This is a genomic window from Streptomyces sp. SLBN-31 (genome assembly GCF_006715395.1).
Lineage (GTDB): Bacteria > Actinomycetota > Actinomycetes > Streptomycetales > Streptomycetaceae > Streptomyces.
In genome coordinates, this window is record NZ_VFNC01000002.1 from 2,855,585 (window position 1) to 2,881,835 (window position 26,251).

A 26,251-nucleotide genomic window follows, 5' to 3' on the forward strand; every position below is an offset into this window, starting at 1 on the left:
CGCGCCTGGGCCTCCCTAGACCGCCCTCAGCATCGTCACCACCGCCGCTCCGCCCAGGCCGATGTTGTGCGCGAGCCCCACCCGCGCGCCGGGAACCTGCCGCTCCCCCGCCGTACCCCGCAGCTGCCAGACCAGCTCGGCGGCCTGGGCGATTCCCGTGGCCCCCAGCGGATGTCCCTTGGAGATCAGGCCGCCGGACGGATTCACCACCCAGCGCCCGCCGTACGTGGTCGCCCCGGATTCGACGAGCTTGCCGGACTCGCCCTCCGCGCACATCCCGAGCGCCTCGTAGGTCAGCAGTTCGTTGACGGAGAAGCAGTCGTGCAGCTCCACGACGTCGACGTCCTCGATCCCTAGCCCGGCCCGCTCGTACACCTGCCGGGCGGCCTCCCGGGACATGGGCTGCCCGACGACGTCGATGCAGGAGCCGGACGCGAAGGACTCCTCTGTGTCCGTGGTCATCGCCTGGGCGACTATCTCCACGAGCCCGGTGAGACCCCGCGCCTCGGCGAACCGTTCCGACACCACCACCGCCGCCGCGGCACCGTCGGACGTCGGCGAGCACTGCAGCTTGGTCAGCGGCCGATGGACCGTACGGGCGGCGAGGATGTCGGCCACCTCGTAGACGTCCCGGAACTGCGCGTACGGGTTGTGAGCGGAGTGCCGGTGGTTCTTGGCGGCGACGGCGGCCAGCTGTGCCTCGGTGGTGCCGTACTTCTCCATGTGCTCGCGGGCCGCGTCGCCGAAGATCTGGGCGGTGGGCGGCGTCATCTCGAAGCCGTGCCGGGCGGCCATGACCCCGTAGTGCCGGGCCACGGGGGAAGTCGAGAAGTCACCGCCGTCGGCCCCTCCCCCCAGTGCGCCCCGCTTCATCTTCTCGAAGCCCAGCGCCAGGACGCAGTCGGCCGAGCCGCCCCGCACCAGCTGTCGCGCCAGCATCAGCGCGGTCGAGCCGGTCGCGCAGTTGTTGTTGACGTTGTAGACCGGGACGCCGGTGAGACCCAGCTCATAGGCGGCGCGCTGGCCGGCGGTGGAGGGCTGGAAGCAGTAGCCGACGGGAACCTGTTCCACGTCCTCGTACGTCACTCCCGCGTCCGCGAGCGCCGCGCTTCCCGCCTCCCGGACCATGTCCCAGTACTGCCAATCACGGGTCTCGGGTTTCTCGAATCGGGTCATCCCGACCCCGGCGACGTAGGCCTTCATGGCGCGCAGACTAGAACATGTTCCACCTATCCACCAGACCTGACGGCACCTCAGATTCCCATGCCCGGGTCAAGGATTGATTAGAGTCCTGAAGCAACGGAATAGTTGCCTGTGCATACGAGGTTTACCCAGCACTTATCCAACGGGAGGCCTCACGCAATGACGCACACGACGAACGACCAGCCCGCCCGGAGAGCCGGCGGGGCCGTGGTCCCGGTGCTCGCCTTCGCGGGAATCGTTGTCGCGGTGATGCAGACCCTGCTCGTCCCGGTCATCAAGGACCTGCCGCAACTGCTGGACACCGCACCCAGCAACGCCACCTGGGTCCTGACCTCGACACTGCTCTCGGGCGCCGTCGCCACGCCGATCATGGGCCGTCTCGGCGATCTGTACGGCAAGCGCCGCATGCTCATCCTCAGCCTCGCCGTGATGGTCGTGGGCGCCCTGGTCAGCGCCCTCACCAGCACCCTGCTCCCGATGATCGCCGGCCGTACCCTCCAGGGCTTCGCGATGGGCGCCATCCCGCTCGGCATCGGCCTGATGCGCGACATGCTGCCCCGCGAGAAGCTCGGCTCCGCGATGGCCCTGATGAGCTCCTCGATCGGCGTCGGCGGCGGACTCGCCCTGCCGCTCGCGGCTCTCGTCGCCCAGCACGCCGACTGGCACGCCCTCTTCTACGGCGCCGCCGGCCTCGGTGTCCTGTCCATCGCCCTCACCCTCCTCGTCGTACCGGAGTCCCCGATGCGCGCCGAGGGCTCCTTCGACGTCCTGGGCGCGATCGGCCTCTCGGCCGGCCTGGTCCTCTTCCTGCTGCCGATCACCAAGGGCAGCGACTGGGGCTGGACCTCCGGCACCACGCTCGGCATGTTCGGTGCCGCGGCCGTCGTCCTCGTCCTGTGGGGCCTGTTCGAGCTGCGCTCCGCCGCACCCCTCGTCGACCTGCGCACCACCGCCCGCCCGGCTGTCCTCTTCACCAACCTCGCCTCGATCATGGTCGGCGTCTCGTTCTACGTGGTCTCACTCGTCCTTCCCCAGTTGCTCCAGCTCCCCAAGGCGACCGGCTACGGCCTCGGCCAGTCGATGGTCGTCGCGGGCCTGCTGGTCGCCCCGCTGGGCCTGACGATGATGGTCACGGCGCCGGTGTACGCCCGGCTGTCCGCCAAGTACGGCCCCAAGGTCACCCTGATCCTCGGCATGCTGATCATCGCCGTCGGCTACGGCGCGGGCCTCGGCCTGATGAGCGCCGCCTGGCAGAGCCTGGTCATCTCGGTCGTCCTCGGCGCGGGCATCGGCCTCGCGTACTCCTCGCTCCCCGCGCTGATCGTGGGCGCGGTCCCGGCGTCCGAGACGGGCGCCGCGAACGGCCTCAACACCCTGATGCGCTCCATCGGTACGTCCGTCTCCAGCGCCGTCATCGGAATGGTGCTGGCCAACACCGCGCAGAACGTCGGCGGGGTCGCGATCCCCACCATGCACGGCTTCCGGGTGTCCTTCCTCATCGCGACGGGTGCGGTGGCGATCGGCCTGCTGATGGCCCTGTTCCTGCCGAAGCCCGACCGGGCACCGCGGCTGCGGGCCAGCAGCGAGGAGGAGGCCGCGCTGGAACGCGCCGAGCAGGTGCTGCGCGGGTTCCGCGGACGCGTCCTGGACGCCGAGGGCGCGCCGGTGGCCCGTGCCAAGGTCACCCTGATCGACCGGCGGGGGCGGCAGGCGGGGGCGACACTGTCGGAGCCGGACGGGACGTATGCGCTGGCGGTACCGACGGAAGGGGCGTATGTGCTGGCCGCGAGGGCCTCCGGCCATGGACCGTTGGCCTCTGCGGCGACGCATTCCGGGGAGGAGCGGGCGGTGGATCTGGATCTTGCGTTGCCCGGGGAGAGTGTGACCGCGTAGGGCTCGGGGAGGGCTGTCGTGTGGCGGCTCACCCGCCATCGTGGCTGGTCGCGCCCACGCGGCGGAGCCGCATATCGATACGGCCCCGCGCCCCTTTCGGGGCGCTCCACGCACCCTCGGTCGAAGTCGTGGCCGGGGGTGCGGCAGCATGGGGAGCCGTTGATGTTCGTACGACCGGGAGGAACCCCATGGCCGCGGCGCCCAAGCCGGAGATCCTGGCCGCTTTCGAGGCGGCGAAGGGGTTCATGCCCGTGCACGAGGGGCTGGCGTTGTACGCGGCCGCGGTCGAGGCGGGCGGGCTGGGGCTGCCTCTGCTGGAGGTCGGGACCTACTGCGGCCGTTCCGCCGTCCTGCTCGCCGACGCGGCCCGGCAGGCCGGGGTGACGGCCCTGACCGTCGACCACCACCGGGGCAGCGAGGAGCAGCAGCCCGGCTGGGACTACCACGACCCGGAGACGGTCGACCCGGAGATCGGCCTGATGGACACGCTGCCGGCGTTCCGGCGCACCCTGCACCGGGCGGGCCTGGAGGAGCACGTGGTCGCCCTGGTGGGCCGTTCCCCGCAGATCGCCAAGTTCTGGGGCACCCCCCTCGGGCTGGTCTTCATCGACGGCGGCCACACGGATGAGCACGCCACCGCCGACTACGAGGGCTGGGCCCCGCACGTCGCCGAGGGCGGACTGCTCCTCATCCACGACGTCTTCCCGGACCCGAAGGACGAGTTCACCGGCCAGGCCCCGTACCGCGTCTACCTTCGGGCACTGGGGTCCGGCGCCTTCACCGAGGTCTCGGTGACCGACTCGCTGCGCGTCCTGCGGCGAACGGGAGCGGGGATCTGAGGGCGCCGTTAGAGTCGCAGACGTGTCGTACGTAGGCCCGGACTTCGATCCACCGCAGCCCCGCCGTCCCCGCCGCGGCCCCCTCACCGTCGCCCTCGCCGCGCTCGTGCCCGGCGCGTTGCTCGGCTGGCTCGTCTACGAGGCCGTGGGCGGGTCCGGCGGCGGAGGCGGGTCGGACGGGGCGACGGTACGGGCGGCCACCAGCGCGGCGTCCAGCGGCGCGGCCACCGCCTCCTCCGCGGCTCCCGGTGACGACGCCAGGCAGCCTGGTACGCCGACTCCTTCGCTCGCCGACCCGACCAGTTCCGCCCCGGCCGCCTCCGGCCCCCTCAAGGGCAGGGTCGTCGTCATCGACCCGGGCCACAACCCCGGCAACTTCCAGCACACCGCCGAGATCAACCGCAAGGTGAACATCGGCACGAACTGGAAGGAGTGCGACACGACGGGCACCTCCACCAACGCGGGTTACACGGAGGCCCAGTTCACCCTGGACGTCTCGCATCGGCTGAAGGCGCTGCTGGAGCGGCAGGGCGCGACCGTGAAGCTGACCCACGACAACGGCTCCCCGTCCTGGGGCCCTTGCGTCGACGGCCGGGCCCGTATCGGCAACGACGCCCACGCCGACGCCGCGATCTCGATCCACGCCGACGGCTCCGCGGCCGGCAACCGCGGCTTCCACGTCATCCTCCCGGGCGCCGTGCACTCGGGCGCCGCCGACACCCGCCCGATCGTCGCCCGCTCGGCCTCCCTGGGCGAGCGCGTCGCGGGCAACTTCGTCCGCGTGACGGGCGAACCCGCCTCCAACTACATCGGCGACGGCACCGGCCTCGTCACGCGTAAGGATCTCGGCGGTCTCAATCTGTCAACGGTTCCCAAGGTGTTCATCGAGTGCGGCAACATGCGCGATAGCAAGGACGCGGCACTGCTCACCAGCGGAGCCTGGCGACAGAAGGCGGCGCAGGGAATCTCTGAGGGAATCGTGAGTTTCTTGAAAAAGTAGAAGGTTCAATTCCTGCGCCTGACCCTACGAACGCTCAGATCAACCTCAAAATCCTTGTACAGGAACTTCCCCCCTGATCAACTGATCCCGACCAGGGGCGGTCGCTACCGCCTCTTTGATGATCATGGGGGATCACTTGAAGCTCCAAACAATCAGGCGTGGCACAGCCGTTGGCGTCCTGTCCATGAGTCTGCTCTGCGTGGGCGCCTCGGCACAGGCCGCTCCGACCCCGAAGGGTTCCGATGGCGCGAGCATGCACGCGGCCCCCATCGAGGCCAAGAGACTGATCCACGTGCGGTCGATCGGGACCAAGTGCGGCAAGACGCCCATTGCGATGGCGTCGGGTCGGGGGAAGATGACGCTGCGCATAGATGAGACCCGGTCCACCGGCACGGTACTCTCAAAGCACATCGACGCTTCGAAGGGTGTCATCAGTGCAGGTGTCGGCTGGGACGTGACGAAGTCGCACAGCATCACCGTGAGCGGCTCAAAAGAAGTACCTCGCGGCAAGTACGGGACACTCAAGGCCTATGTGAAGTACTCCGGGAAGAAGTTCGACGTGCAGGCCATGCTCATACCGGAGGGCTACAAGTGGACTCTGCAGAAGAACAAGACGGCCTACAAGCCGATCGGCGTGTGCTTCGCCTACAGCGAGTGATGGCACAAGCCCCTTGGCTGGTGCTCAGCCCTTGACGAATTGGCCCGCCGGATCCCGCCCCGGCGGGCCAATTCGCGTTGCGGACAACGCGAGCCTAAGGCAGGTGACGAGTGATCATCCGGGTACTAGTGTCCCTGAGAGTCGGGATGGGCTTTGCCCGTTGAGGCGAGCCGATCAATGAAGGGCTCGCCTCAACGGCCACGTACGCGTCATCTCAGTCATCACCGTTCCCTGGAGCACCGGCCTCGTGGAAACCCTGAGGGAGTCGTGAGTGCCTTGCGCGTGTTTGGATCGCTGGGAGATCCCCACAGACAGCGTCCTCGTACAGACGATAGTGTCCTCCCTAGGATGAGGGGCCACGCCTGCGTTTCACACCGGAGCCCGAGTGAGACACGGTTACAGCGCGATGCCTCCGCCGATGACGAGACGACTGAGCTGAAGGACCGACTGAAGTGAATATCCGCTCCCTCACACGAGGCGACGGCGTGGTGATCGGAGCAGCGGTGTTGCTGTTCATCGCGTCGTTCCTCGACATTTTTTCCGTCGACGGTGCCGATGGCATCGACATGCCGAACGCCTGGGGCAGCGGACCGCTGTTGATGAGCGTCGTCCTGGCAGGCATCATCGGCGCTGCGCTCATCGTGGTCGCACGCGGACTGCCGCAGGCCCCTAAGGTCGCCGGTCTCGACCTCGGCCAATTCGGCGTCGCCCTCGCGGTGTTTGCCGCTTGGAGCGCGCTCGGCAACATCTTCGACCCGGCCGGTGGTGCGAACAACGTGGGTGCGGGTTCCTCCTCCGGCCCCGACGCCGGTATCGGTCTCATCCTCGCGCTCATCGCCGCCCTGGTCCTCGCGGGTGCCGCCATCGCCACCCCCCTCGTCCCCGCGCTGCAGGCCGCGCTCATTCCGGCGCCCAAGCCGCAGGCAACGCAGCCGTACGGTGCGCAGCCTCCTGGTGGTTACGGCTACCCGGGGGCGCAGCAGCCGCAGTACGGCGGTCAGCCGCAGCCGGGGCAGCCGTACGGGGCCCAGCCTCAGCCGGGCCAGGGGCAGCCGCAGCCGGCCGGCGGGGAGTTCTCGCCGTTCTGGTTCGCCGTTCCGGTGCCGCGGCCGCTGTTCGCGGAGGACGGTTCGCCGACGCCGATCGCCGAACTCGCGCCGGGCACCTGGTACCTGGCCGTCGAGCAGCGCGGTCCGGGCCTGGTCGCCCAGACCCAGGACGGACGTCGTGGCGTGCTGCAGGACACCTCGGGGATCCAGCGCGGCTGACCTCCCCCTGTCGCTTCACGGCCGGCCCCTCGCCCTTCCGGGTGGGGGGCCGTTGCCGTACAGTCGCAGCCCGCAGTCCGGTAACTGACTGACCGTCAGGTCCTTGAGGGAGGCGTGTCATGCGACTCGGGCTCGCGCTCGGCTACTGGGGCCGCGGTCCCGACGCCGGCCATGTGCCGCTCGCGCAGGAGGCCGAGCGGCTCGGATACGACTCCGTGTGGACCGCCGAGTCCTGGGGGTCCGACGCCTTCACGCCGCTGACCTGGATCGCCGCCCGGACGTCGACGATCAGGCTGGGCACGGCGGTTGCGCAGATGGCCGCCCGGTCGCCGACGACCACCGCGATGCACGCGCTCACCCTCGACCATCTGTCCGGCGGACGCATGATGCTGGGGCTCGGGCTGTCTGGGCCGCAGGTGGTGGAGGGCTGGTACGGGCGGCCGTTCCCCAGGTCGCCGCTCACCGCCACCCGTGAGTACGTGGACGTCGTACGGCAGGTGCTGCGGCGGGAGGCGCCGGTGCGGATGGAGGGGCGGTTCCACTCCCATCCGTACCGGGGCGCGGACGGGACGGGCCTCGGGAAGGCGCTGAAGCCGATCACTCATCCGCTCCGGGCCGACCTGCCCGTCCTCCTCGGTGCCGAGGGGCCGAAGAACGTCGAGCAGACGACCCGGATCGCCGACGGGTGGCTGCCGTTGTACTGGTCGCCGAGCCGCCCCGACGTCTACGGCCCGGCGCTCACACGGCTGCGGCCCGGGTTCCTCGTCGCCCCCATGGCCCAGGTCCGGGTCTGCGACGACGTGCGCGAGGGGCTGCTGCCGGTGAAGACCATGCTCGGCTTCTACATCGGCGGGATGGGGCACGCGTCCCGCAACTTCCACGCCGATCTGATGGCGCGGATGGGGTACGAAGAGGAGGCGCGGCGCGTGCAGGAGCTGTTCCTCCAGGGGCGGCGCGAGGAGGCGGTACTGGCCGTGCCGGACGCCTTCGCCGACGAGATCTCCCTCGTCGGCCCGCGTGAACGGATCGCCGATCGGCTGGAGTTGTGGCGCAAGGGCCCGGTCACGGACCTTTTGGCGCTGGCCCCCGACCACCGGACGCTTCGGGTGCTGGCGGAGCTCAACTCGTAGGCTCAGTACGCCTGGAGCTCCACCAGTGTGCCGTCCGGGGTCCTCAAGTGGGCGGTGCGCAGGCCCGGTCCCCACTCGGGACGGTCCTGCGGCTCGGCGACGACGGTGGCGCCGTGGCCGCTGAGCCGGCGCGTGGCGTCGTCGACGTCGGAGACCCGCAGGACGAGCATCGCGGTGTCCTGCGCGGGCGGCGCGGAGGGCAGGGAGTCGGTGCCGACGACCTGGGCGACGGCCTTGCGGCCGAACAGGACGAGGACGGCCCGTCCGTCCAGGTCCCAGTTGGCGTAGCCGGCGGCGGGGAGCACCTTCACGGGCTCGATGCCGAGGAGGTCACGGAGGGCTTCGGTCCAGAAGTGGGCCGCGGTGTCGAAGTCCTCGACGAGCAGCCTCGGGTAGAGGGCGTCCACGGCGGTCATCGTACCGACCGGGTTTCATCCGGGAAGGCGCGGCAATCCGGAAAGCATGTCTCGATATAGCAGCGGCAATCGGGCCGGCGCGGTCGTGGCGATCGTCGCCGACATCATGGCCCTCATCCTGGGGCTGTGGATCCTGATGTACCTGTTGGACGCCAACCGGGCCAATGACCTGGTGCAGTTCGTCCACAATGCGGCCAACTGGCTGGCCGGCTGGTCGCGTGACCTGTTCACGTTCGACAAGGCGTGGGCCCGTGTGGTGGCGGGCTACGGACTGGCGGCGGTGGTCTACCTGTTCGTCGGTCACGCGATCGCCGGACGGCTGCAGCGCCACTGAGGCGCGGCAGCGGCGCTGAGGCCCCGGCAGGGACGCCGGGGCCTCAGTCGCAGCAGTCGGGGTCCAGTCCGCTCGGCAGGTTCTCGCCGCCGAAAACCGTGCAGGTGGCCTCGTGGCCGCCGAGGGCGGCGACGGCGAGGAGGAGCGAGCCGGCCGTCCAGGTGGTCAGTTCCTGCGGCCAGATCGCCTCGTCCTCGAAGACGTAACCCGTCCAGTACAGGCCGCTCTCGGCGTCCCGCAGATGCTGGATCGACTTGAGCAGCTCCAGCGCCCGGTCCGACTCGCCCATCGCCCAGAGCGTGAGGGCGAGTTCGGCGGACTCGCCGCCCGTGACCCACGGGTTGGGGACGACGCAGCGCACACCGAGGCCGGGTACGACGAAGCGGTCCCAGCCCTCCTCGATACGGGACTTGGCCTCCGCTCCGGTGACCGCGCCGCCCAGCACCGGGTAGTACCAGTCCATGGAGTAGCGGTCCTTGTCGAGGAACCGCTCCGGGTGCCGGCGGATCGCGTGCCGCAGGGCGCCCACCGCCAACTCCCAGTCCGGCTGCGGTTCTTCACGCTGCTCGGCGATGGCGAGGGCGCAGCGCAGGGCGTGGTGGACGGAGGAGGAGCCGGTCAGCAGCGCGTCGGTGGTGAAGCCGCCGTCGTCCTCGCCCTTCCAGCCGATCTGCCCGCCGGGCTGCTGCAGCCGCAGGACGTACTCGATCGCCGCGCACACGGAGGGCCACATGCGGTCCAGGAAGGTGTCGTCGCCGGTGGAGAGGTAGTGGTGCCACACCCCCACCGCGATGTAGGCGACGAAGTTCGTCTCCCGCCCGCGGTCGGTGACGTCCGCGAAGTCGCCGTCGGCGTAGGCCGCGTACCAGGAGCCGTCCTCGTTCTGGTGCCGGGCGAGCCAGTCGTAGGCCCGCTCGGCGGCCTCGTGCTCGCCTGCGGTGTCCAGCGCCATGGCGGCCTCGGTGTGGTCCCAGGGGTCCAGGTGGTGGCCCCGGAACCACGGGATCGCACCGTCCTCACGCTGTACGGCGAGGATGCCGGCGACGGTCGCGGCGGCCTGCCCGGCGGTGAGGACCCCGGGCAGGACGAGGTGTTCCGTCCGGGGGGTGGTCACTTGGCGTCCACCACCGGCAGGTGCGGCTTGGTCGCGTACGCCACGAAGCTCTTACCGATCAGCGGGTTCAGCGCCTGCTCGGCGACCCGGGTGGCCAGCGGCTTCTTCATGATGTCCCAGACCAGCAGCTTGTGGTACGCCCGCACGGGCAGCGCCTTGTCGTTGTCGACGCCGAACGCGCACTTCAGCCACCAGTAGGGGCTGTGCAGGGCGTGGGCGTGGTGGGTGCCGTAGGGCTTGAGGCCGGCTTCCTTGATCTTGGCGATCAGTTCGTCGGCCCTGTAGATGCGGATGTGGCCGCCCTCGACCTCGTGGTAGGCGTCGGACAGCGCCCAGCACACCTTCTCGGGGCCGTAGCGCGGGACGGTGATGGCGATGCGGCCGCCGGGCTTCAACACCCTCACCATCTCGGCGAGTACGCCCTTGTCGTCCGGGATGTGCTCCATCACCTCGGAGATGATGACGACGTCGAAGGACTCGTCGGGGAACGGCAGCGCGAGGGCGTCGCCCTCCATGGCGGTGGCGGTGGCGCCCTCGGGGGCCTCGCCGGCCTCCTTCATCGCCGCGAACCACTTCGCGACCTCGCGGATCTCCTCGCCGTTCTGGTCGAGCGCCACGACCTGGGCGCCACGCCGGTAGCACTCGAACGCGTGCCGTCCGGCACCGCAGCCGAGGTCCAGGACGCGGTCACCCGGGGCGAGCGGGAACCGGGAGAAGTCGACGGTCAGCACGTGGCCCTGCTTTCGGAGTAGACGCCGGTGTCGGGTGTGGGGGGCGTGGACTCGACGCCCTGCGCGGCCGCGGTGCGGCCGGGAAGCCTGCCGGAGGACCGGCCGATCGCCTCGCGGTACCTGGCCACCGTGCCCTCCGCGGCCCGTGCCCAGGTGAAGTGCCGCAGCACCCGCTCGCGGCCCGCCCGGCCGAGGCGTGCCCGCAGCTCCGCGTCGCCCAGCAGCCGGCTCAGCCCCGCCGCGAGGGCCCCCGCGTCGCCCGGCGGCACCGCCAGGCACGTCTCGCCGTCCCGGCCGGCGACCTCGGGGATGGCCCCGCCGGTCGTGGCGACGAGCGGCGTACCCGTGGCCATGGCCTCGGCGGCCGGCAGGGAGAAGCCCTCGTAGAGGGACGGCACGCAGGCGACCTCGGCCGAACGGACCAGGTCGACCAGTTCGGCGTCCGAGATGCCCTTGACGAAGTCGACGGCGCCTTCGAGGCCGTAGCGCTCGATCGCCTGCGCGACGGGCCCCTCGGTGGGCCGCATGCCGACGACGACCAGGTGGGCGGCGGCGTGCTCGGTGCGGACCTTCGCCAGGGCCTCGACGAGGAAGACCAGGCCCTTGAGGGGGACGTCCGCGCTGGACGTCGTCACGATCCGGCCCGGGACGACGGGGACCGACGCGTCCGGCGAGAACAGGTCGGTGTCCGCGCCGATGTGGACCACGTGGATACGGTCCTCGTGCACCCCGAGGTGGTCGACGATCTCGGCGCGGGAGGTGCCGGAGACGGTGAGCACCGAGGGCAGGCGGCGCGCGACCCGGCGCTGCATGCGGGTGAAGGCGTACCAGCGGCGCTTGGACAGCCGCTGCTGCCAGTTCTCGGCGGCGTCCAGCTCCAACTGGCGGTCGACGGTGATGGGGTGGTGGATGGTGGTGACGAGGGGCGCGCCCACGTCTCCCAACAGGCCGTATCCCAGCGTCTGGTTGTCGTGCACGACGTCGAACTCACCGCGCCGGGCGCGCAGATGGCGGCGGGCGCGGAGGGAGAAGGTGAGCGGCTCGGGGAAGCCGCCGGTCCACATGGTGGCGACTTCGAGGGCGTCGATCCAGTCGCGGTACTCGTCGCGGGCCGGGCTGCGGAAGGGGTCGGGCGAGCGGTAGAGGTCGAGGCTCGGCAGCTCGGTCAGGGTCAGTTTGTCGTAGCCCTCGTCGAGGACGGGGTACGGCTGGCTGCCGATGACCTCGACGCGGTGCCCGAGGCGGGCCAGCTCGCGGGAGAGGTGGCGGACGTAGACGCCCTGTCCGCCGCAGAACGGGTTCCCTTTATAGGTGAGGAGCGCGATGTGGAGCGGTCGCTCGCCGTCCGCGGCCAAGTCCTCCTGGGGACCGGCCTGACTGGCCTCAGCGGTCACTCTGGGCCCCCTTCTGCATGCATTGTCCCGCGAGATTACGCCGGGACGCTAATCTAGAACAAGTTTCAGACTTGATCGTCCAGGAGGCTCTGAATCTACCGGCAGGTAAGGGCACTGTGAGCAGTGGATCAGGTGATTCGCGCCACGGCTGAGCCCTTCCCGTGCCCGGTCCGATCACCAGCCCTCACCGAGTGTCACGGAACGGGACCCATGCCTGCGGAAGCCAAGCCAGACGCCACCGCGCGGACGTCCTCCTCGCCCCTCACCGAGCGGCAGGAGGCCCGTCGCCGGCGCATCCTGCACGCGAGTGCGCAGCTTGCCAGCCGGGGCGGTTTCGACGCGGTGCAGATGCGGGAGGTCGCCGAGTCCTCCCAGGTGGCCCTGGGCACGCTGTACCGCTACTTCCCGTCCAAGATCCATCTGCTGGTCGCCACGATGCAGGACCAGCTGGAGCACATGCACGGCACGCTGCGGAAGAAGCCGCCGCAGGGCGAGACGGCGGCCGAGCGGGTCGCCGAGACCCTGATGCGGGCCTTCCGCGCGCTGCAGCGCGAGCCGCACCTGGCCGACGCCATGGTCCGCGCGCTCACCTTCGCCGACCGCAGCGTCTCGCCGGAGGTGGACCAGGTCTCCCGCCAGACGACGGTGATCATCCTGGACGCGATGGGCCAGGCCGACCCGACGCCCGAACAGCTCTCGGCGGTCCGGGTCATCGAGCACACCTGGCACTCGGCGCTGATCACCTGGCTCTCGGGCCGGGCGTCGATCGCCCAGGTCAAGATCGACATCGAGACGGTGTGCCGCCTGATCGACCTGACCGATCCGGGGCATCGAGCCTGAGGCGGGGCGCGTCCATTCCCCGGCGGGAATTGTCGGTCCGTCGCGCACGCCCGAGGATCGGCTGGGCAGTGAACCGGTCGGCGAGGAGGGGCACATGAGGGAGATCGATCCGCAGGACCTGGCCCGGCGCTACATCGCGCAGTGGAACGTGGCGGACGCCGCCGAACGGCGCGCGGCGATCGAGCGGCTCTGGGCGCGGGACGCCGTCCACATCCTCCAACCCCCGGTGGAGATGAGGGAGATCGCCGCCGGGCTGGGCTTCGGCCACAGCACCCTGGAGGCCCACGGTCACGACGCCATCGAGAACCGGGTGGCCCGCAGCCACGAACGGTTCGTCGAGAAGGAGGGCTTCACCTTCCGGGCCCGCGCCGACGCCGTGCGGCTGCGCGGCATGGTCAAGTTCGGCTGGGAGGCGGTGTCCACCGCGACCGGGGACGTCATGGGCGGCGGTCTGGACATCCTCGAACTCGACGACGACGGCCGGATCCGGACCGACTACATGTTCCCGGGCGCCTGAGCGGCCGCCAGGCGCAGTGCGTCGGCCGTCGCCGGGTCGGCCGGCAGGAACGCCTCCAGCTTCAGCTCGGCAAGCGTCACGTCGACGGCCGTGGCGAATGTCGTGACGGTCGTCATCAGGCGCAGTTCGCCGTACGCCGACGCCAGGCGCAACGGGACCGCGAAGCCGAGCTGACCTGCGGAGGGCTCCAACTCCGGTACGTATGCCGTCAGTTCCTCGCGCAGCTCCGGCAGGTGGTCCAGCCGTACCAGGATGTGCCGTGCCCATTCGGCGAGGTTGCGGATGCGGGGAGCGAGTCCGTCGGGGTGCAGCGCGAGGCGGTAGGCGTTGGCTCCCGGGGCCACCAGCTCGGCGGCCGCTCCCTCGGTGATCAGGTCGAACGCGCTGTTGGCGGCGACCAGGTCACCGCGCCGGTCCACCACGACCGCCGGATAGGGCTCGTGCCCGCGCAGGATGTGGTCGATCGCGGCGCGGGCGGGGGCCAGTACGGGGTCGTCCAGTGAGCTCTCGGCATACAGCGGCGCGTACCCGGCGGCGAGCAGCAGTTCGTTGCGCTCCCGCAGCGGCAGCTCCAGCGACTCGGCCAGCCGTACGACCATGTTCCGGCCGGGCACGGATCTGCCGGACTCGATGAAGCTGAGGTGCCGCTGGGTGGTGCCCGCCTTCAGCGCCAGGTCGAGCTGGCTGATACGACGGCGGGTGCGGCGGTCGCGCAGTGCGCTGGGGAAGTCCACGGCCCCGTTGTACCCGCGGCGCGGGACGCCGGGCCATTCCCCGCGGGGAATTGTCGCCATGCCCCGCAGGCCGTGAGCATCGGCGGCATGGACATCGGCGTACTGCTTCCGACCTCGACCGCGCAGTGGGGCGCGGACGGCGACCCCCGCGAGCTGATCGCCTTCGGCCGCCGGGCCGAGGACCTGGGGTTCTCCTCGCTCTTCGTCAACGACTCGCTGATCAGCCCCCGCATCGAGGCGCTGACCATGCTGGCCGCGCTCGCCCCGGTGACGCGGGAGGTGACCCTGGGGACGGCCGCGCTGCTGCCCTTCCTGCGCCGGCCGGTCCAGGTGGCGCAGTCGCTGGCCTCGGTCGACCTGCTGTCCGGCGGCCGGCTCGTGGTGACCGTCGGCGCGGGCTTCCCCGGCCGCTTCGGGCGCCCCCTCTACGACCTGTCCGAGGTGCCCTGGCCCCGCCGCTTCGCCCGCCTCGACGAGACCGTCGCGCTGTGGCGGGCGGTGTGGAACGGCGCCGGCTCCTTCCACGGCGACCTGATCCGCCTCACCGGCATCCCACCCGCCACCGCTCCGTCACGCCCCGGCGGGCCGCCCGTCTGGCTCGGCGGCGCCGCCCCGGCGGCGCTGGACCGCACCGGCCGCCTGTACGACGGCTGGCTGCCCTACCCGCCCGACCCGGCCGACTACGCGTCCGGCCTGCGCGCCGTCCACAGGGCCGCGGCCGACGCCGGCCGGACGGCCGGGGACATCACCCCCGCGCTGTTCGTCACGGTCCTCGTCGCCGAGGACGTCGTCGGCGGCCGACGCGCCCTGGACGGCTACGCCCGGACCGTGTACGGCATGCCGCTCGAGGAACTGGAGAAGATCCAGGCGCTCGTCGCGGGCCCCGCCGACCACGTCCGCCGCCGGCTGGAACGGTACGTCGCCGCCGGCGCCCGCCACCTCGTCCTCCGCCTCGCCACCCTGGACCTGCGCTCCCAGCGCGAGCAGCTGGAACGAGTCGCCGCACTCATCCCCGCCGTGCGGGCGTCCGCGTCCCTCACGACACCGGCATGAGGGGACCGCAGGCGCACGACACCCCGCCCCGGCGCCTCACCCGACCACCACCAGGCCGCTCCAACTGCGCCCGACCGCCGCCCCCCCCTGCGCCCACCGCGCGAGCAACTGGCACGAGTCGCCGCACTCACCCCCGCCGTGCGGGCGTCCGCGTCCCTCACGACACCGGCATGAGGGGACCGCAGGCGCACGACACCCCGCCCCGGCGCCTCACCCGACCACCACCAGGCCGCTCCAACTGCGCCCGACCGCCGCCCCCCCCTGCGCCCACCGCGCGAGCAACTGGCACGAGTCGCCGCACTCACCCCCGCCGTACAGGCGTCGGCGGTGAGGGACCGCGGGCGTGCGGCATTTCTTCGGCGGTCCGGGACCTCACCCGACCGTCGACAACCCACTCCAGCTGCGCCCGATCGTCGCGCCCTGCGCCCACCGCGCGAGCAGCTGTCGCGCCTCCTCCTCGGGGGCGGCGAGGGACACCGTCTGGGCGCCCGCCGGCAGGCTCCGCTCCTGCTGGTGGGTGCCCTCGCTGCAGCAGGCGCAGAGCATGCGGACACTGCTCGCGGGTTCGGCGCCGTAACCGTGCTCGCCGAACAGATCCAGCAGCGCCCGCAGGTCGTCCGGCTCGCCGGCCGCCACGGTGACCTCCAGGGTGGGCAGCTCGGAGGCCTCGAACAGCAGCAGCTCGTCGAACACGGGATACGTCGTCCCGTCGATGATCCGCTCGCCCTTCGGCTCACCGTCGTGCACGACGATCTCGCCGTACCGCCGGCCGCCGGTGACGGGCACGTTGACCACCCGTCCCCGCGTCGGACACAGCCGCTCGATCCACACGACCTCGCGCTCGCCGCCGGTGTCGAGCCGCACGCATGCGTGCCCGAAGGAGCCCATGATCTCGCCCTCCCCCTCCGGGAGGTCGATTCCGAAGCCGTCCCACGCCTCGCGGGCCGTCGCCCAGTCGCGCTGGATCGTCGCCGCGATACCGAGGTTCCAGTAAGCCGGATCACCCTCGCCGTGCGGGGCACGGGCGGCGGCCTCACGGCCGAGCTCGTAGGCCTTCGCCCAGTTCCGCAGGAACTTGTGGGCGAGCGCGGCGTCGTACCACCACACCGCGCTCGGCCCCTCGTCCGGGAAGTGGCCGAGCACCCGCTCGTAGAGGTCGGCGGCGCGCAGCCACTCCTCGGCCTCCCATGCCTCGCGCGCCTGCTCGATCAGCTCTCTGGCCTCGGCCTTGTGCACGTACCCTGCCCCGCTCACGGATTGTTCCTACGCCGACCGCAGGAGCGTAACCGTCACTCCTCGGGCGGGAACACCGGCTCCCCGCTTCCCGACAGCGTGACCACGATCGCCTCCACGGGACAGTTCTCGGCCGCCTCCAGCACCCGTTCGTTCGCGTCGGTGTCCGGCTCCACCGGATGGGACTGCATCGCGGAGTCGAGCCGGAAGGCGCCCTCGGCCCGGTGGACGCACTGGGCCGAACCGATGCACACGGAGCGGTCCACCTCGACGTGCCAGCGGTCCCCCATGACCGCTCAGCCCTCCCAGCCGGCCGGCAGGTGGATCATCTTGTGCTCCAGGTACTCCCCGTACCCCTCGGGCCCGAACTCCCGTCCCAGGCCGGAGTTCTTGTAGCCGCCGAACGGGCCCAGCATGTCGAGGCTGAAGGTGTTCACCGAGTACGTCCCGGTCCGCACCTGCCGCGCCACGTCGATGCCGTGGCCGACGTCCGCCGTCCACACGCTGCCGCTCAGCCCGTAGTCCGAGTCGTTGGCGATCTTCAGGGCCTCGGACTCGTCGCCGTAGGGCAGCAGGCAGATGACCGGGCCGAAGATCTCCTCCCGCGCGATCCGCATCGAGTTGTCGACGTCGCCGAAGAGGGTGGGCTCCACGTACCAGCCCCGGTCCAGCCCCGCCGGACGCCCGCCACCGGTGAGGATCTTGGCGCCCTCCTCCTGGCCGATGCGGATGTAGTCGAGGTTGCGGCGCTGCTGGCGCTGGGCGACGAGCGGGCCGACCTGGGTCGCCGGGTCGAGCGGGTCGCCGACCACGAGGGCGCCGGCCGCTGCGGCGAAGGCCTCGGCGAACTCGTCGTAGCGGGAGCGCGGCAGCAGGATGCGCGTCTGGGCCACGCACGCCTGGCCGTTGTTCATCCAGGCCGCCGGCACGACCCCCGCGACGGTCGTCGCCACGTCCGCGTCCGGCAGCACGACGGCCGCCGACTTGCCGCCCAACTCCAGTGTCACGCGGGTGAGGTTGCGCGCGGCGACCTCCATCACGCGCTTGCCGGCGGCGACCGATCCGGTGAAGGAGACCTTGTCGATCCCGGGATGCCCGACCAGGTACTCGCTGACCTCCCGGTCGGCGGGCAGCACGGACAGCACGCCCTCCGGGAGCCCGGCCTCCCTGGTGATGTCGGCGAGGATGTACGCGTCCAGCGGCGACTCGGGCGACGGTTTGAGGAGCACCGAACAGCCGGTGAGCAGCGCGGGCGCGAGTTTGGCGGCGGCGACGAACTGCGGGACGTTCCAGGGAACCACGGCCGCCACGACCCCGACCGGCTCGCGCCGCACGAGGATCTTCCCGAGCACGCCGTCGCGCCGCTCCTCGTAGGTGAAGTTCCGGGCGACCGTGATCGCCGCGTCCCACACCATCATCGCGCCGAGGGCCTGCGCGAGGACGCTCCAGGAGTACGGCGACCCGTTCTCGGACGAGATCACGCGGGCGATCTCCTCGTGCCGTACGGCGATCGCGTCCTTGATCCGGGTGACCACCTCGATCCGCTCGTCCAGTGACATCCGCGGCCAGGGCCCCTCGTCGAAGGCCCGGCGCGCCACCGCCACCGCCCGGTCGACGTCCTCCCGCGAGGCGTGCGGCACCCGCCCGATGACCTCCTCGGTGTGCGGGGAGATCACCTCGATGACGTCCTCGCCCAGGGGATCGGTCAGTTCCCCTCCGATGAACAGCTGTCCGTGTTCCAAGAGCTCGGCCATCACCACTGCCCTCGTTTCTGACGGTGTTTCAGGAACTGATACCAGTTCTAGTTATAGTGGGCAATGGCCGTGGAGCGGAGGGCAGATGGCGGAGACGTTCGATCATGGCGGGGGCATACGGTCCGTTCGGGTGCCCATTCCGGACAACCCGCTCGGGCACACCCTGGTGTACGTCGTCGGCACCGACCGCGGGCCCGTCCTGATCGACACCGGCTGGGACGACCCGGGGGCCTGGTCCGTGCTGGCGGAGGGGCTGCGCGCCTGCGGTACCGACGTCTCGGAGATCCACGGTGTCGTGATCACCCATCACCACCCCGACCACCACGGCCTGTCGGGCAGGGTGCGTGAGGCCTCCGGTGCCTGGATCGCGATGCACGCGGCCGACACGGCGATCGTCCGGCGCACCCGTGAGACCCGGGCCGACCGCTGGTTCACCTACATGGCCGCCAAGCTCACGGCCGCCGGCGCCCCGGAGGAGCACGTGGCTCCGCTGCGCGACCCCGCCCCGCGCGCCGCCCTGCCCGGCCTCTCCCCCGCCCTGCCCGACCGCGAGATCGTGCCCGGCGAGCTGCTCGACCTGCCGGGGCGGCGGTTGCGCGCGATCTGGACGCCCGGCCACACCCCCGGCCATGTGTGCCTGCACCTGGAGGAGGAGCACCCCTCCCGACTGCCGGGCCACGGACGCCTGTTCTCCGGGGACCATCTGCTTCCCGAGATCACCCCGCACATCGGCCTCTACGAGGACCCGGACGACGCCACGGTCACCGACCCCCTCGGCGACTACCTCGACTCCCTCGAACGCGTCGGCCGGCTCGCCCCCGCCGAGGTGCTCCCGGCCCACCAGCACGCCTTCACCGACGGGCCGTCCCGCGTAAGGGAGTTGCTCGCCCACCACGAGGAGCGCCTCGCCGGGCTCCTGAGCCTGCTCGCCGCGCCCCTCACCCCCTGGCAGCTCGCCGAGCGCATGGAGTGGAACCGGCCCTGGGAGCAGATCCCCTACGGTTCGCGCAACATCGCCGTCTCCGAGGCGGAGGCGCATCTGCGACGACTGGTGAAACTGGGCCGGGCGGAGGCGGTGCCGGGGAGCGATCCGGTGACGTACACGGCCGTCGACCGCGTATGAATACGGTGACGTACACAGCCGTAGACCGCGTATGAATACGGGTTCATGGAGAACCTTCTCGCCGAGCGCGCCTGCGAACGCCTGATCCTCGATTTCGTCCACCGCCTCGATCTCGGTGAACCGGCCACCGTGGCCGAGTTGTTCACCGAGGACGGCGTCTGCCAGTGGCCGGAGGGCCAACGACGGATCGAGGGACGGGACGCGCTGCGGACGTACTTCGGCGCCCGTCCCGCCGACCGGCTCTCGCGCCGCGTGATGTCCAACGTCCGGGTCACCGTGACGGGTCCGGACACGGCCACGGCCACGTCGTACTTCACGACGTACCGCCTGGACGGCCACCCGGGCGGCATCCTGCCCGCCGGGCCGCCGTACCAGGTGGGTCACTACGAGGACGCCTTCCGCAGGGCCGCCGACGGTACCTGGCTGCTCGCCGCCCGCACCCTCGTCCTGCCTTTCGGCGGCGGCCCGCAGCGCGTGCACACCGACGCCGCGCCCTACGTCCGCTTCTCCGACGGCACCGAACCGCCGCTGTCGCAGGGCGTGCGCACCGGTCCCTTCCTGTTCACCTCCGGACAGGGACCCCTGCATCCGGGCACCCACGAAATGCCGGCCGCCTTCGCCGAGCAAGCACGCCTGGTGCTGGCCAATGTCGCGGCCGTGGCCGGTGACCGCCGCTCGATCGTGCGCTGCACCTGCTACCTGGCAGACCGCGCCCACTTCGCCGAGTTCAACGCCGTCTACCGGGAGTTCTTCACCGGCTGCGACCCGCTTCCGGCCCGGACGACGGTGGTGGCGCGCCTGGTGCGGGAGGGGGTGCTGGTGGAGGTGGACGCGGTGGCCGTCGTGGGCTGACCCACGGGCGCGAGAGAACCCGGGGCCCGTCCCGCCGGCGATCTGGCCCTGGTGCTGTGCCGGCTGTCGGAGGCGTCGGCGTCGGTGACCTCCGTCACGCACAGCCACCGCTCAGACCTTCCTGACCCGCGGGTACAGTGTCCGGGTCGTCATCACCCGTACGGGGGAAAGCCGGTGCGAATCCGGCGCTGACCCGCAACCGTGACCCGGTCCGACCCGGACCGGCCAGCCGGAGTGCCCCGTACGGATCGTGACCGGCTCACGTGTGCCGGCTCCCCGCCGCCACACGGCACCGTCGAGGTATACGGAGCCGAGCCGCCCGGGGCTGTCCCGTGCTGCTTTCCGGCTCCCCAGGGAGAGGCAGCAGCCGATCATGAGCGTCATCCGTCACAGCGCCGCGGCGCTGGCCGCCGTAGCCGTACTCGGCGGCGCGACCCCCGCGGTCGCCGCCTCGCCGTCCCCCTCGGCATCGCTCCCCACCGGCCTCTACGGCACCTCCGACCCGACGTACGACGGCGTCTGGCGCCAGTCGCTCGCCCTGCTCGCGCAGCGCACCGTCGGCGTCGAGCCGGCCGACGCGGCCGTGGCCTGGCTGGCCGGGCAGCAGTGCGGCGACGGTTCCTTCGCCGCCTACCGCGCCACCGCCGGCGCGCCGTGCAAGGCCGACACCAACAGCACGGCGGCCGCGGTCCAGGCCCTCGCCGAGATCGGCGGCCACGACGGCCGGGTGGCGAAGGCCGTCGGCTGGCTGAAGTCGGTGCAGAACAAGGACGGCGGCTGGGGCTTCACCGCCGGTGGCGCCAGCGACGCGAACTCCACGTCCGTCGTGATCGGCGCCCTCGCCCAGGCCGGCGTGACGGTGCCGAACCTCCACAAGGACGGCAAGTCCCCCTACGACGCCCTGCGCGGCCTCGCGCTGCCCTGCGACGGCCCCGACGCGGGCGCCTTCGCCTACCAGCCCGACAAGAAGGGCAGGCTCGCGGCCAACGCCGACGCCACCGCGGCGGCCGTGCTGGGCCTGCTCGGCGAGACGGTCGCGGGCAGCAGGCAGGACGACACCGACGCGCCCGCGGGCTGCGCGGACCCCGACAGCGACTCCGGCCACCAGCCCGCCGCGGACAACGGCGCCGCCTGGCTCGCCAAGTCCCTCGCCAAGAGCGGCCACCTCACCACCGCGCTGCCCGGCGCCAAGCCCCAGCCCGACTACGGCAACACGGCCGACGCGGTCGTCGCCCTGTCGAGCGCCGGCCTCAACTCCCAGGCCGCGAAGCCGCTGCACTGGCTGGAGTCCCACGCCGCCGACTGGGCCGCCCAGGCCGGTCCCGCCGCCTACGCCCAGCTGATCTTCGCCGCGTCCGCCGCCCGGGGCGGAGACGTCCACGACTTCGGCGGCCTGGACCTCGTCGCCAAGCTCAACGCGACCGGCCCGGCCCCCGCGGGCGTCGACGACAACCCGACGGCCGGCCCGGACGGCACCAAGGCGTCCGCCGGCAAGGACGAGGACTCCCTCGGCGTGGCCTGGACGGTCGGCGGCGGCCTGCTCGTCGGCGCCCTCATCGGCTTCGCGCTGATGCTCCGCGGCAGGAGGCGTCAGCGGTGACGCGCCGCGCGACCCTCCTCCTCACGACCCTGTTCCTCACCCTGGGCCTCGCCGCACCGGCCGGGGCCACCGGTTACCGGTACTGGTCGTTCTGGACCCTCGACTCCGGTCACTGGACCTACGCCACCCAGGGCCCCTCCACCGCCCGCCCCGCCGACGGCGACGTCCAGGGCTTCCGCTTCTCGGTCAGCGAGGACTCGGGGGACGCGGCGAAGCCACGCGGCGCGACGTCCTTCGCGGCGATCTGCGCACGGACTCCGGCGGTCCGGGGCGAGAAGCGGATAGCCCTGCTCATCGACTTCGGTACGGCGAAGGACGCCCCGTCCGCCGAGCAGCCGCCCGCCCGCCGCACGGCATGCGCCCGGGTGCCGTCCGACGCGACGACGGCGGACGCCCTGGCCGCGGTCGCCAAGCCCCTGCGCTACGACACCAACGCCCTGCTCTGCGCGATCGCCGGGTACCCGGCGAAGGGGTGCGGCGAGCAGGTGTCGAGCGCCGAGGACAAGCACACGGGCGGCGGCGGAAGCGGCCCTTCGGCGGGCCTGTGGGTGGGTGCGGGCGCGGTCGCGCTGCTGGGCGCCGCGGCGGCATGGCAGGCACGACGGCGCAGGCATGCCTGACACCCACGATCCCGAGCGGTCCGAACAGGGCGGCGCCCCGCGGGTCTGCGTGCCGCGGTCGCGGCAGCGGCGTCTCCTCGTGCACCCCGGGGCCTGGTGGCTGTGGTCGCTCGCGCTCGGCACCGCGGCCACCCGGACCGGCAACCCCCTGCTCCTCGGCCTCCTGATCGCGGTCTCCGCCTACGTCGTCTCCACCTGCCGCCCCCACTCGCCCGACGCCCGCTCCTACACCGCCTTCCTCCGGCTCGCCCTCGCCGTGCTCCTCATCCGCCTCGTCTTCGCCGTCGTCCTCGGCTCCCCCGTCCCCGGCACGCACACCCTCCTCACGCTCCCCGAAGTTCCGCTCCCGCACTGGGCGCAGGGCATCCGCCTGGGCGGCGAGGTCACGGCCGAGTCGCTTCTGTTCGCCCTCTACGACGGCCTGAGGCTCGCCGCCCTCCTCGTCTGCGTGGGCGCGGCGAACGCCCTCGCCAACCCCGCCCGTCTGCTGAAGTCCCTGCCCGGCGCGCTGTACGAGACGGGCGTTGCGGTCGTCGTGGCCCTCACCTTCGCGCCGAACCTCATCGCCGACGTCCACCGTCTGCGCGCCGCGCGCCGGTTGCGCGGCCGCCCGGACAGCGGCGTCCGCGGCCTGCTCCAGGTGGGCCTGCCGGTCCTGGAAGGCGCCCTGGAACGCTCCGTCGCCCTCGCCGCGGCCATGGACGCGCGCGGATACGGCCGTACCGCCGAGGTCCCCGCCCCCGTGCGCCGTACGACCACCGCCCTCACCCTCGGCGGTCTGCTCGGCGTGTGCGCGGGGACGTACGGGCTGCTCACCGCCGAGGCCGGCACCTACGGTCTGCCGCTCCTGCTCGCCGGTGTCACCGCGTCCCTCGCCGGTCTCCGCCTGGGCGGCCGCCGCAGCCTGCGCACGCGGTACCGCCCCGACCGCTGGGATGCGCGCGCCTGGCTGGTGACGGCGTCCGGCGCCGTGCCCGCCGCACTGCTCACCCTGGCCGCCGCGACCGACCCGGCCGCCCTGGCCCCCGCCGTCGTCCCGCTGACGGCACCCACCCTTCCCCTCTGGCCGGCGGCGGCCGTACTCGTCGCCCTGCTGCCGGCTTTCGTCGCCCCCACCCCCAAGGAGCCGTCGTGATCCGCTTCGAGGACGTCTCGGTGACCTACGAGGGGGCGGCCGAACCCACCCTCAGGGGCGTGGACTTCGAGGTCCCGGAGGGCGAACTGGTGCTGCTGGTGGGCCCGTCCGGCACCGGCAAGTCGACCCTCCTGAACACCGTCGGCGGCCTGGTCCCCCACTTCACGGGCGGCACACTGCGCGGCCGCGTCACGGTGGCGGGCCGTGACACCCGTACGCACAAGCCACGTGAACTGGCGGACGTGGTGGGCACGGTGGGCCAGGACCCCCTCTCCCACTTCGTGACGGACACGGTCGAGGACGAACTGGCCTATGGGATGGAGTCGTTGGGCCTGGCACCGGCGGTGATGCGCCGACGTGTCGAGGAGACCCTGGACCTGCTCGGCCTCTCCGACCTCCGTGACCGCTCCATCGCCACCCTGTCCGGCGGGCAGCGGCAGCGCGTGGCCATCGGCTCGGTCCTCACTCCGCACCCGCGGGTCCTGGTCCTCGACGAACCGACGTCGGCCCTGGACCCGGCCGCGGCCGAGGAGGTCCTCGCGGTCCTGCAGCGCCTGGTCCACGACCTGGGCACGACCGTCCTCATGGCGGAACACCGCCTGGAACGCGTCATCCAGTACGCCGACCGGGTCGCGGTCCTGCCGGCCCCTGGAGCGGCCCCCCTGCTGGGGACGCCCGCGGAGATGATGGCCGTGTCGCCGGTGTGTCCGCCGGTGGTAGAACTGGGGCGCCTGGCGGGCTGGACCCCGCTGCCGCTGACGGTCCGGGACGCGCGCCGCAGGGCGGTCGAACTGCGCGAGCGGCTGGCGGACCTCGCGCCGCCCACGCCCGATCGCACCTCCGTGGCGGCACACGCTCCTGAGCCCGACGACGCCTTGCGGACGAAGGCGACTCTCACGCCGCCGGCCGGGAACGCGCTCGACCCGCGCACGAACGGCACCCCACCAGCCGGGAACGCACCCACCCCGAACACCGACAGCACCCCACCGGCCGGGAACGCACCCACCCCGAACACCGACAGCACCCCACCAGCCGGCATCGCGCGCCACCCGCGCACAGACGGCACCCCATCGGCCGGGATCCCACCCACCCCGAACGCCGACGGCACCCCGTCGGCCGGGGCGAGCGGCACGCTGCCCGCCTCCCGTACCCGCAGGCAGCGCTGGTTCCCCGCCCGCCGCAGGGGCACGACGGTCCCGGCCGCGGTGTCCGGCCACGTCGCCGAGGTCCGGGCCCTGACCGTTCGCCGTACGCATGCCGAGGTCCTCCACCAGGTCGGTCTCACCATCGCCGCCGGTGAGACCGTCGCCCTGATGGGGCGCAACGGTGCCGGGAAGTCCACGCTCCTGAGCGCGCTCGTGGGCCTCGTCGAGCCCTCCGCGGGCACGGTCCGCGTCGCCGGCCTCACCCCGCACCGCACCCCGCCCCGGGACCTCGTCCGGCAGGTGGGCCTGGTCCCCCAGGAACCGCGCGACCTCCTGTACGCGGACACGGTCGCCGCCGAGTGCGCGGCGGCCGACCGGGACGCCCAGGCAGCGCCCGGCAGCTGCCGCGACCTCCTCTCCGGGCTGCTCCCCGGCGTCCCCGACGACACCCACCCCCGGGACCTGTCGGAGGGCCAGCGCCTCACCCTCGCGCTGGCCGTCGTGCTGACCGCCCGCCCGCCCCTGCTCCTCCTCGACGAGCCGACCCGGGGGCTGGACTACGCGGCGAAGGCCCGCCTGGTCACGCTTCTGCGCGCCCTCGCGGCCGACGGCCACGCGATCGTCCTCGCGACGCACGACGTGGAACTGGCCGCGGAGCTCGCCGACCGCGTGATCCTCCTCGCGGAGGGAGAGGTGATCGCCGACGGCCCGACCGCGGACGTCGTGGTCTCCTCCCCCTCCTTCGCCCCGCAGGTCACGAAGATCCTCGCCCCGCGGCCCTGGCTCACGGTCGCCCAGGTGCGGGAGGCCCTCCGATGACCCCGGCCCTCCCGGCCCCGCCCGGCCAGGCCCCGCCCGGCCGGGCCACCGCCGTCCGTCTCGGTCCCCGTTCCCTCGCCGCTCTCGCCCTCGTCAGCGCGGTCGGTGTCGTCGCCTTCGGCTGGCCCTTCCTCGCCCCGCCCGGCTCGGGCCTCGCCGCCCACGCCCAGGACGCCCCGTGGCTCTTCGCCGGTCTCCTGGTGCTGCTGGTCGCCGTCGTGGCCGCGACGATCTCCGAATCGGGCCTCGGTCCGAAGGCGGTGGCCATGCTGGGCGTGCTCGCCGCGACCGGCGCGGCCCTGCGCCCGCTCGGGGCCGGGACCGCGGGCATCGAACCGATGTTCTTCCTGATGGTGCTCAGCGGGCGGGTCCTGGGTCCCGGTTTCGGCTTCACCCTCGGCTCGCTCACGATGTTCGCGTCGGCGCTGCTGACGGGCGGGGTCGGTCCGTGGATGCCGTTCCAGATGCTGGCGATGGGCTGGTTCACGATGGGGGCCGGGCTGCTCCCCGGCCCCGGCCGGCTGCGGGGCCGCGGCGAGCTCGCCCTGCTCGCCGCCTACGGCTTCCTCGCCGCCTTCGCCTACGGCACGATCATGAACCTGGCGGGCTGGCCGTTCATGGGCACCTCGGCGTCGAACATCTCCTTCGACCCGCACGCCGCCGTCCCGGCCAATCTCGCCCGCTTCCTCACGTACTGCACGGCCACCTCACTGGGCTGGGACCTGGGCCGGGCCGTGGTCACCGTCGCACTGACGCTGACCCTGGGCCCGGCCGTGCTCAGGGCGCTACGCAGAGCCACACGGCGGGCGGCTTTCGAGACCGCCGTCACATTCGAGGGTCGTTGAG

General features: G+C 72.2%; 26 protein-coding genes, 1 pseudogene and 1 riboswitch. Of the genes and pseudogenes, 18 read left to right on the top strand and 9 right to left on the bottom strand.

Annotated features, from left to right (window positions below; translation table 11 throughout):
* Window positions 1-15: 15 nt before the first annotated feature.
* Window positions 16-1,203 (bottom strand): lipid-transfer protein, encoded by a 1,188-nt coding sequence (locus FBY22_RS33020; RefSeq protein WP_142151640.1) that lies wholly within the window; start codon window positions 1,201-1,203, stop codon window positions 16-18.
* 159 nt (window positions 1,204-1,362) lie between these two features.
* On the opposite strand from FBY22_RS33020, the gene FBY22_RS33025 reads away from it, so the two are divergent.
* The 6 genes from FBY22_RS33025 to FBY22_RS33050 all read left to right on the top strand — a co-directional run bounded on the left by FBY22_RS33025 (window position 1,363) and on the right by FBY22_RS33050 (window position 7,991).
* Window positions 1,363-3,096, top strand: coding sequence for an MFS transporter (locus tag FBY22_RS33025; RefSeq protein WP_142151641.1), 1,734 nt, complete (start codon window positions 1,363-1,365; stop codon window positions 3,094-3,096).
* 188 nt (window positions 3,097-3,284) lie between these two features.
* Entirely contained in the window at window positions 3,285-3,935 is a 651-nt protein-coding gene (locus FBY22_RS33030) for a class I SAM-dependent methyltransferase (RefSeq protein WP_142151642.1), read from the top strand.
* Window positions 3,936-3,957: 22 nt separating this feature from the next.
* Window positions 3,958-4,935 (top strand): N-acetylmuramoyl-L-alanine amidase, encoded by a 978-nt coding sequence (locus FBY22_RS33035; RefSeq protein ID WP_142151643.1) that lies wholly within the window; start codon window positions 3,958-3,960, stop codon window positions 4,933-4,935.
* 184 nt (window positions 4,936-5,119) lie between these two features.
* Window positions 5,120-5,593 (top strand): hypothetical protein, encoded by a 474-nt coding sequence (locus tag FBY22_RS33040; protein ID WP_142151644.1) that lies wholly within the window; start codon window positions 5,120-5,122, stop codon window positions 5,591-5,593.
* A gap of 452 nt (window positions 5,594-6,045) precedes the next feature.
* Window positions 6,046-6,861 carry a DUF5336 domain-containing protein gene (locus tag FBY22_RS33045; protein ID WP_142151645.1) on the top strand — a complete coding sequence of 272 codons (816 nt, stop codon included), beginning with the start codon at window positions 6,046-6,048 and terminating at the stop codon, window positions 6,859-6,861.
* A gap of 119 nt (window positions 6,862-6,980) precedes the next feature.
* The gene (locus FBY22_RS33050; protein ID WP_142151646.1) at window positions 6,981-7,991 is read left to right on the top strand and encodes an LLM class F420-dependent oxidoreductase; all 1,011 of its coding nucleotides are present in this window, start codon (window positions 6,981-6,983) and stop codon (window positions 7,989-7,991) included.
* A 2-nt stretch (window positions 7,992-7,993) separates the two neighbouring features.
* On the opposite strand, the gene FBY22_RS33055 is transcribed toward FBY22_RS33050, so the two are convergent.
* Complete coding sequence (locus FBY22_RS33055) at window positions 7,994-8,407, bottom strand: VOC family protein (RefSeq protein WP_260845237.1); 414 nt, start codon at window positions 8,405-8,407, stop codon at window positions 7,994-7,996.
* A 46-nt stretch (window positions 8,408-8,453) separates the two neighbouring features.
* On the opposite strand from FBY22_RS33055, the gene FBY22_RS33060 reads away from it, so the two are divergent.
* Complete coding sequence (locus tag FBY22_RS33060) at window positions 8,454-8,741, top strand: hypothetical protein (protein WP_058925604.1); 288 nt, start codon at window positions 8,454-8,456, stop codon at window positions 8,739-8,741.
* 43 nt (window positions 8,742-8,784) lie between these two features.
* Here FBY22_RS33060 and FBY22_RS33065 read toward each other — a convergent pair whose 3' ends face one another.
* The 3 genes from FBY22_RS33065 to FBY22_RS33075 are packed head-to-tail and all read right to left on the bottom strand — an operon-like array spanning window position 8,785 to window position 11,980.
* Window positions 8,785-9,855, bottom strand: a complete 1,071-nt coding sequence (locus tag FBY22_RS33065) for a prenyltransferase/squalene oxidase repeat-containing protein (protein ID WP_142151648.1) — start codon at window positions 9,853-9,855, stop codon at window positions 8,785-8,787.
* The gene (locus tag FBY22_RS33070; protein WP_142151649.1) at window positions 9,852-10,586 is read right to left on the bottom strand and encodes a class I SAM-dependent methyltransferase; all 735 of its coding nucleotides are present in this window, start codon (window positions 10,584-10,586) and stop codon (window positions 9,852-9,854) included. The genes FBY22_RS33065 and FBY22_RS33070 overlap by 4 nt, the downstream gene beginning before the upstream one ends.
* A complete protein-coding gene (locus FBY22_RS33075; RefSeq protein ID WP_142151650.1) occupies window positions 10,580-11,980 on the bottom strand; it encodes a glycosyltransferase family 4 protein in 1,401 nt (466 codons plus the stop codon). The genes FBY22_RS33070 and FBY22_RS33075 overlap by 7 nt, the downstream gene beginning before the upstream one ends.
* A gap of 210 nt (window positions 11,981-12,190) precedes the next feature.
* Here FBY22_RS33075 and FBY22_RS33080 point away from each other — a divergent pair, with 210 nt between their 5' ends.
* Together FBY22_RS33080 and FBY22_RS33085 are read left to right on the top strand one after the other, a co-directional pair.
* Window positions 12,191-12,820 (top strand): TetR family transcriptional regulator, encoded by a 630-nt coding sequence (locus tag FBY22_RS33080; protein WP_142151651.1) that lies wholly within the window; start codon window positions 12,191-12,193, stop codon window positions 12,818-12,820.
* Window positions 12,821-12,914: 94 nt separating this feature from the next.
* Window positions 12,915-13,337 (top strand): hypothetical protein, encoded by a 423-nt coding sequence (locus tag FBY22_RS33085; RefSeq protein WP_142151652.1) that lies wholly within the window; start codon window positions 12,915-12,917, stop codon window positions 13,335-13,337.
* Here the strand turns inward: FBY22_RS33085 and FBY22_RS33090 are convergent.
* A complete protein-coding gene (locus FBY22_RS33090) occupies window positions 13,316-14,071 on the bottom strand; it encodes a helix-turn-helix domain-containing protein (protein ID WP_142151653.1) in 756 nt (251 codons plus the stop codon). The genes FBY22_RS33085 and FBY22_RS33090 overlap by 22 nt on opposite strands.
* A gap of 87 nt (window positions 14,072-14,158) precedes the next feature.
* Between FBY22_RS33090 and FBY22_RS33095 the strand changes: the two genes are divergently transcribed.
* A complete protein-coding gene (locus FBY22_RS33095) occupies window positions 14,159-15,124 on the top strand; it encodes an LLM class flavin-dependent oxidoreductase (protein ID WP_142151654.1) in 966 nt (321 codons plus the stop codon).
* A 372-nt stretch (window positions 15,125-15,496) separates the two neighbouring features.
* Here the strand turns inward: FBY22_RS33095 and FBY22_RS33100 are convergent, their stop codons facing one another.
* From FBY22_RS33100 to FBY22_RS33110, 3 genes are read right to left on the bottom strand one after another with little or no spacing between them, the layout of a single operon-like run.
* Window positions 15,497-16,360 (bottom strand): tetratricopeptide repeat protein, encoded by an 864-nt coding sequence (locus tag FBY22_RS33100; RefSeq protein ID WP_142152599.1) that lies wholly within the window; start codon window positions 16,358-16,360, stop codon window positions 15,497-15,499.
* Between the two features lie 53 nt (window positions 16,361-16,413).
* Complete coding sequence (locus tag FBY22_RS33105) at window positions 16,414-16,647, bottom strand: ferredoxin (protein ID WP_142151655.1); 234 nt, start codon at window positions 16,645-16,647, stop codon at window positions 16,414-16,416.
* Window positions 16,648-16,653: 6 nt separating this feature from the next.
* The gene (locus FBY22_RS33110; RefSeq protein WP_142151656.1) at window positions 16,654-18,111 is read right to left on the bottom strand and encodes an aldehyde dehydrogenase; all 1,458 of its coding nucleotides are present in this window, start codon (window positions 18,109-18,111) and stop codon (window positions 16,654-16,656) included.
* A gap of 85 nt (window positions 18,112-18,196) precedes the next feature.
* Here FBY22_RS33110 and FBY22_RS33115 point away from each other — a divergent pair, with 85 nt between their 5' ends.
* From FBY22_RS33115 to FBY22_RS33145, 8 genes and pseudogenes are all read left to right on the top strand, one after another.
* Window positions 18,197-19,234 (top strand): MBL fold metallo-hydrolase, encoded by a 1,038-nt coding sequence (locus FBY22_RS33115; RefSeq protein ID WP_142151657.1) that lies wholly within the window; start codon window positions 18,197-18,199, stop codon window positions 19,232-19,234.
* 45 nt (window positions 19,235-19,279) lie between these two features.
* Window positions 19,280-19,711 (top strand): annotated as a pseudogene (locus FBY22_RS45445) (nuclear transport factor 2 family protein); the annotation flags it as partial.
* Complete coding sequence (locus FBY22_RS45450) at window positions 19,709-20,086, top strand: RidA family protein (protein ID WP_260845331.1); 378 nt, start codon at window positions 19,709-19,711, stop codon at window positions 20,084-20,086. The pseudogene FBY22_RS45445 and the gene FBY22_RS45450, both read left to right, overlap by 3 nt.
* Before the next feature lie 124 nt (window positions 20,087-20,210).
* Window positions 20,211-20,346: riboswitch (cobalamin riboswitch) on the top strand.
* A 113-nt stretch (window positions 20,347-20,459) separates the two neighbouring features.
* Complete coding sequence (locus FBY22_RS33125) at window positions 20,460-21,686, top strand: prenyltransferase/squalene oxidase repeat-containing protein (RefSeq protein WP_142151659.1); 1,227 nt, start codon at window positions 20,460-20,462, stop codon at window positions 21,684-21,686.
* Window positions 21,683-22,306 (top strand): SCO2322 family protein, encoded by a 624-nt coding sequence (locus FBY22_RS33130; RefSeq protein WP_142151660.1) that lies wholly within the window; start codon window positions 21,683-21,685, stop codon window positions 22,304-22,306. Before FBY22_RS33125 ends, FBY22_RS33130 begins: the two co-directional genes overlap by 4 nt.
* The gene (locus FBY22_RS33135; protein ID WP_142151661.1) at window positions 22,299-23,441 is read left to right on the top strand and encodes an energy-coupling factor transporter transmembrane component T; all 1,143 of its coding nucleotides are present in this window, start codon (window positions 22,299-22,301) and stop codon (window positions 23,439-23,441) included. The genes FBY22_RS33130 and FBY22_RS33135 overlap by 8 nt, the downstream gene beginning before the upstream one ends.
* Window positions 23,438-25,405 (top strand): ABC transporter ATP-binding protein, encoded by a 1,968-nt coding sequence (locus FBY22_RS33140; RefSeq protein ID WP_142151662.1) that lies wholly within the window; start codon window positions 23,438-23,440, stop codon window positions 25,403-25,405. Before FBY22_RS33135 ends, FBY22_RS33140 begins: the two co-directional genes overlap by 4 nt.
* The gene (locus FBY22_RS33145) at window positions 25,402-26,250 is read left to right on the top strand and encodes an ECF transporter S component (protein WP_142151663.1); all 849 of its coding nucleotides are present in this window, start codon (window positions 25,402-25,404) and stop codon (window positions 26,248-26,250) included. Before FBY22_RS33140 ends, FBY22_RS33145 begins: the two co-directional genes overlap by 4 nt.
* Window position 26,251: the final 1 nt, after the last annotated feature.

What these genes read in the sequence shown, in the direction of transcription:
- FBY22_RS33145 (WP_142151663.1), top strand. Translation starts at nt 25,402, where the DNA reads ATGACCCCGGCCCTCCCGGCCCCGCCCGGCCAGGCCCCGCCCGGCCGG.
- FBY22_RS33125 (WP_142151659.1), top strand. Translation starts at nt 20,460, where the DNA reads ATGAGCGTCATCCGTCACAGCGCCGCGGCGCTGGCCGCCGTAGCCGTA.
- FBY22_RS33115 (WP_142151657.1), top strand. Translation starts at nt 18,197, where the DNA reads ATGGCGGAGACGTTCGATCATGGCGGGGGCATACGGTCCGTTCGGGTG.
- FBY22_RS33135 (WP_142151661.1), top strand. Translation starts at nt 22,299, where the DNA reads ATGCCTGACACCCACGATCCCGAGCGGTCCGAACAGGGCGGCGCCCCG.
- FBY22_RS33040 (WP_142151644.1), top strand. Translation starts at nt 5,120, where the DNA reads ATGAGTCTGCTCTGCGTGGGCGCCTCGGCACAGGCCGCTCCGACCCCG.
- FBY22_RS33055 (WP_260845237.1), bottom strand. Translation starts at nt 8,407, where the DNA reads ATGACCGCCGTGGACGCCCTCTACCCGAGGCTGCTCGTCGAGGACTTC.
- FBY22_RS33095 (WP_142151654.1), top strand. Translation starts at nt 14,159, where the DNA reads ATGGACATCGGCGTACTGCTTCCGACCTCGACCGCGCAGTGGGGCGCG.
- FBY22_RS33060 (WP_058925604.1), top strand. Translation starts at nt 8,454, where the DNA reads ATGTCTCGATATAGCAGCGGCAATCGGGCCGGCGCGGTCGTGGCGATC.
- FBY22_RS33050 (WP_142151646.1), top strand. Translation starts at nt 6,981, where the DNA reads ATGCGACTCGGGCTCGCGCTCGGCTACTGGGGCCGCGGTCCCGACGCC.
- FBY22_RS33025 (WP_142151641.1), top strand. Translation starts at nt 1,363, where the DNA reads ATGACGCACACGACGAACGACCAGCCCGCCCGGAGAGCCGGCGGGGCC.
- FBY22_RS33110 (WP_142151656.1), bottom strand. Translation starts at nt 18,111, where the DNA reads ATGGCCGAGCTCTTGGAACACGGACAGCTGTTCATCGGAGGGGAACTG.
- FBY22_RS33020 (WP_142151640.1), bottom strand. Translation starts at nt 1,203, where the DNA reads ATGAAGGCCTACGTCGCCGGGGTCGGGATGACCCGATTCGAGAAACCC.
- FBY22_RS33030 (WP_142151642.1), top strand. Translation starts at nt 3,285, where the DNA reads ATGGCCGCGGCGCCCAAGCCGGAGATCCTGGCCGCTTTCGAGGCGGCG.
- FBY22_RS33080 (WP_142151651.1), top strand. Translation starts at nt 12,191, where the DNA reads ATGCCTGCGGAAGCCAAGCCAGACGCCACCGCGCGGACGTCCTCCTCG.
- FBY22_RS33085 (WP_142151652.1), top strand. Translation starts at nt 12,915, where the DNA reads ATGAGGGAGATCGATCCGCAGGACCTGGCCCGGCGCTACATCGCGCAG.
- FBY22_RS33105 (WP_142151655.1), bottom strand. Translation starts at nt 16,647, where the DNA reads ATGGGGGACCGCTGGCACGTCGAGGTGGACCGCTCCGTGTGCATCGGT.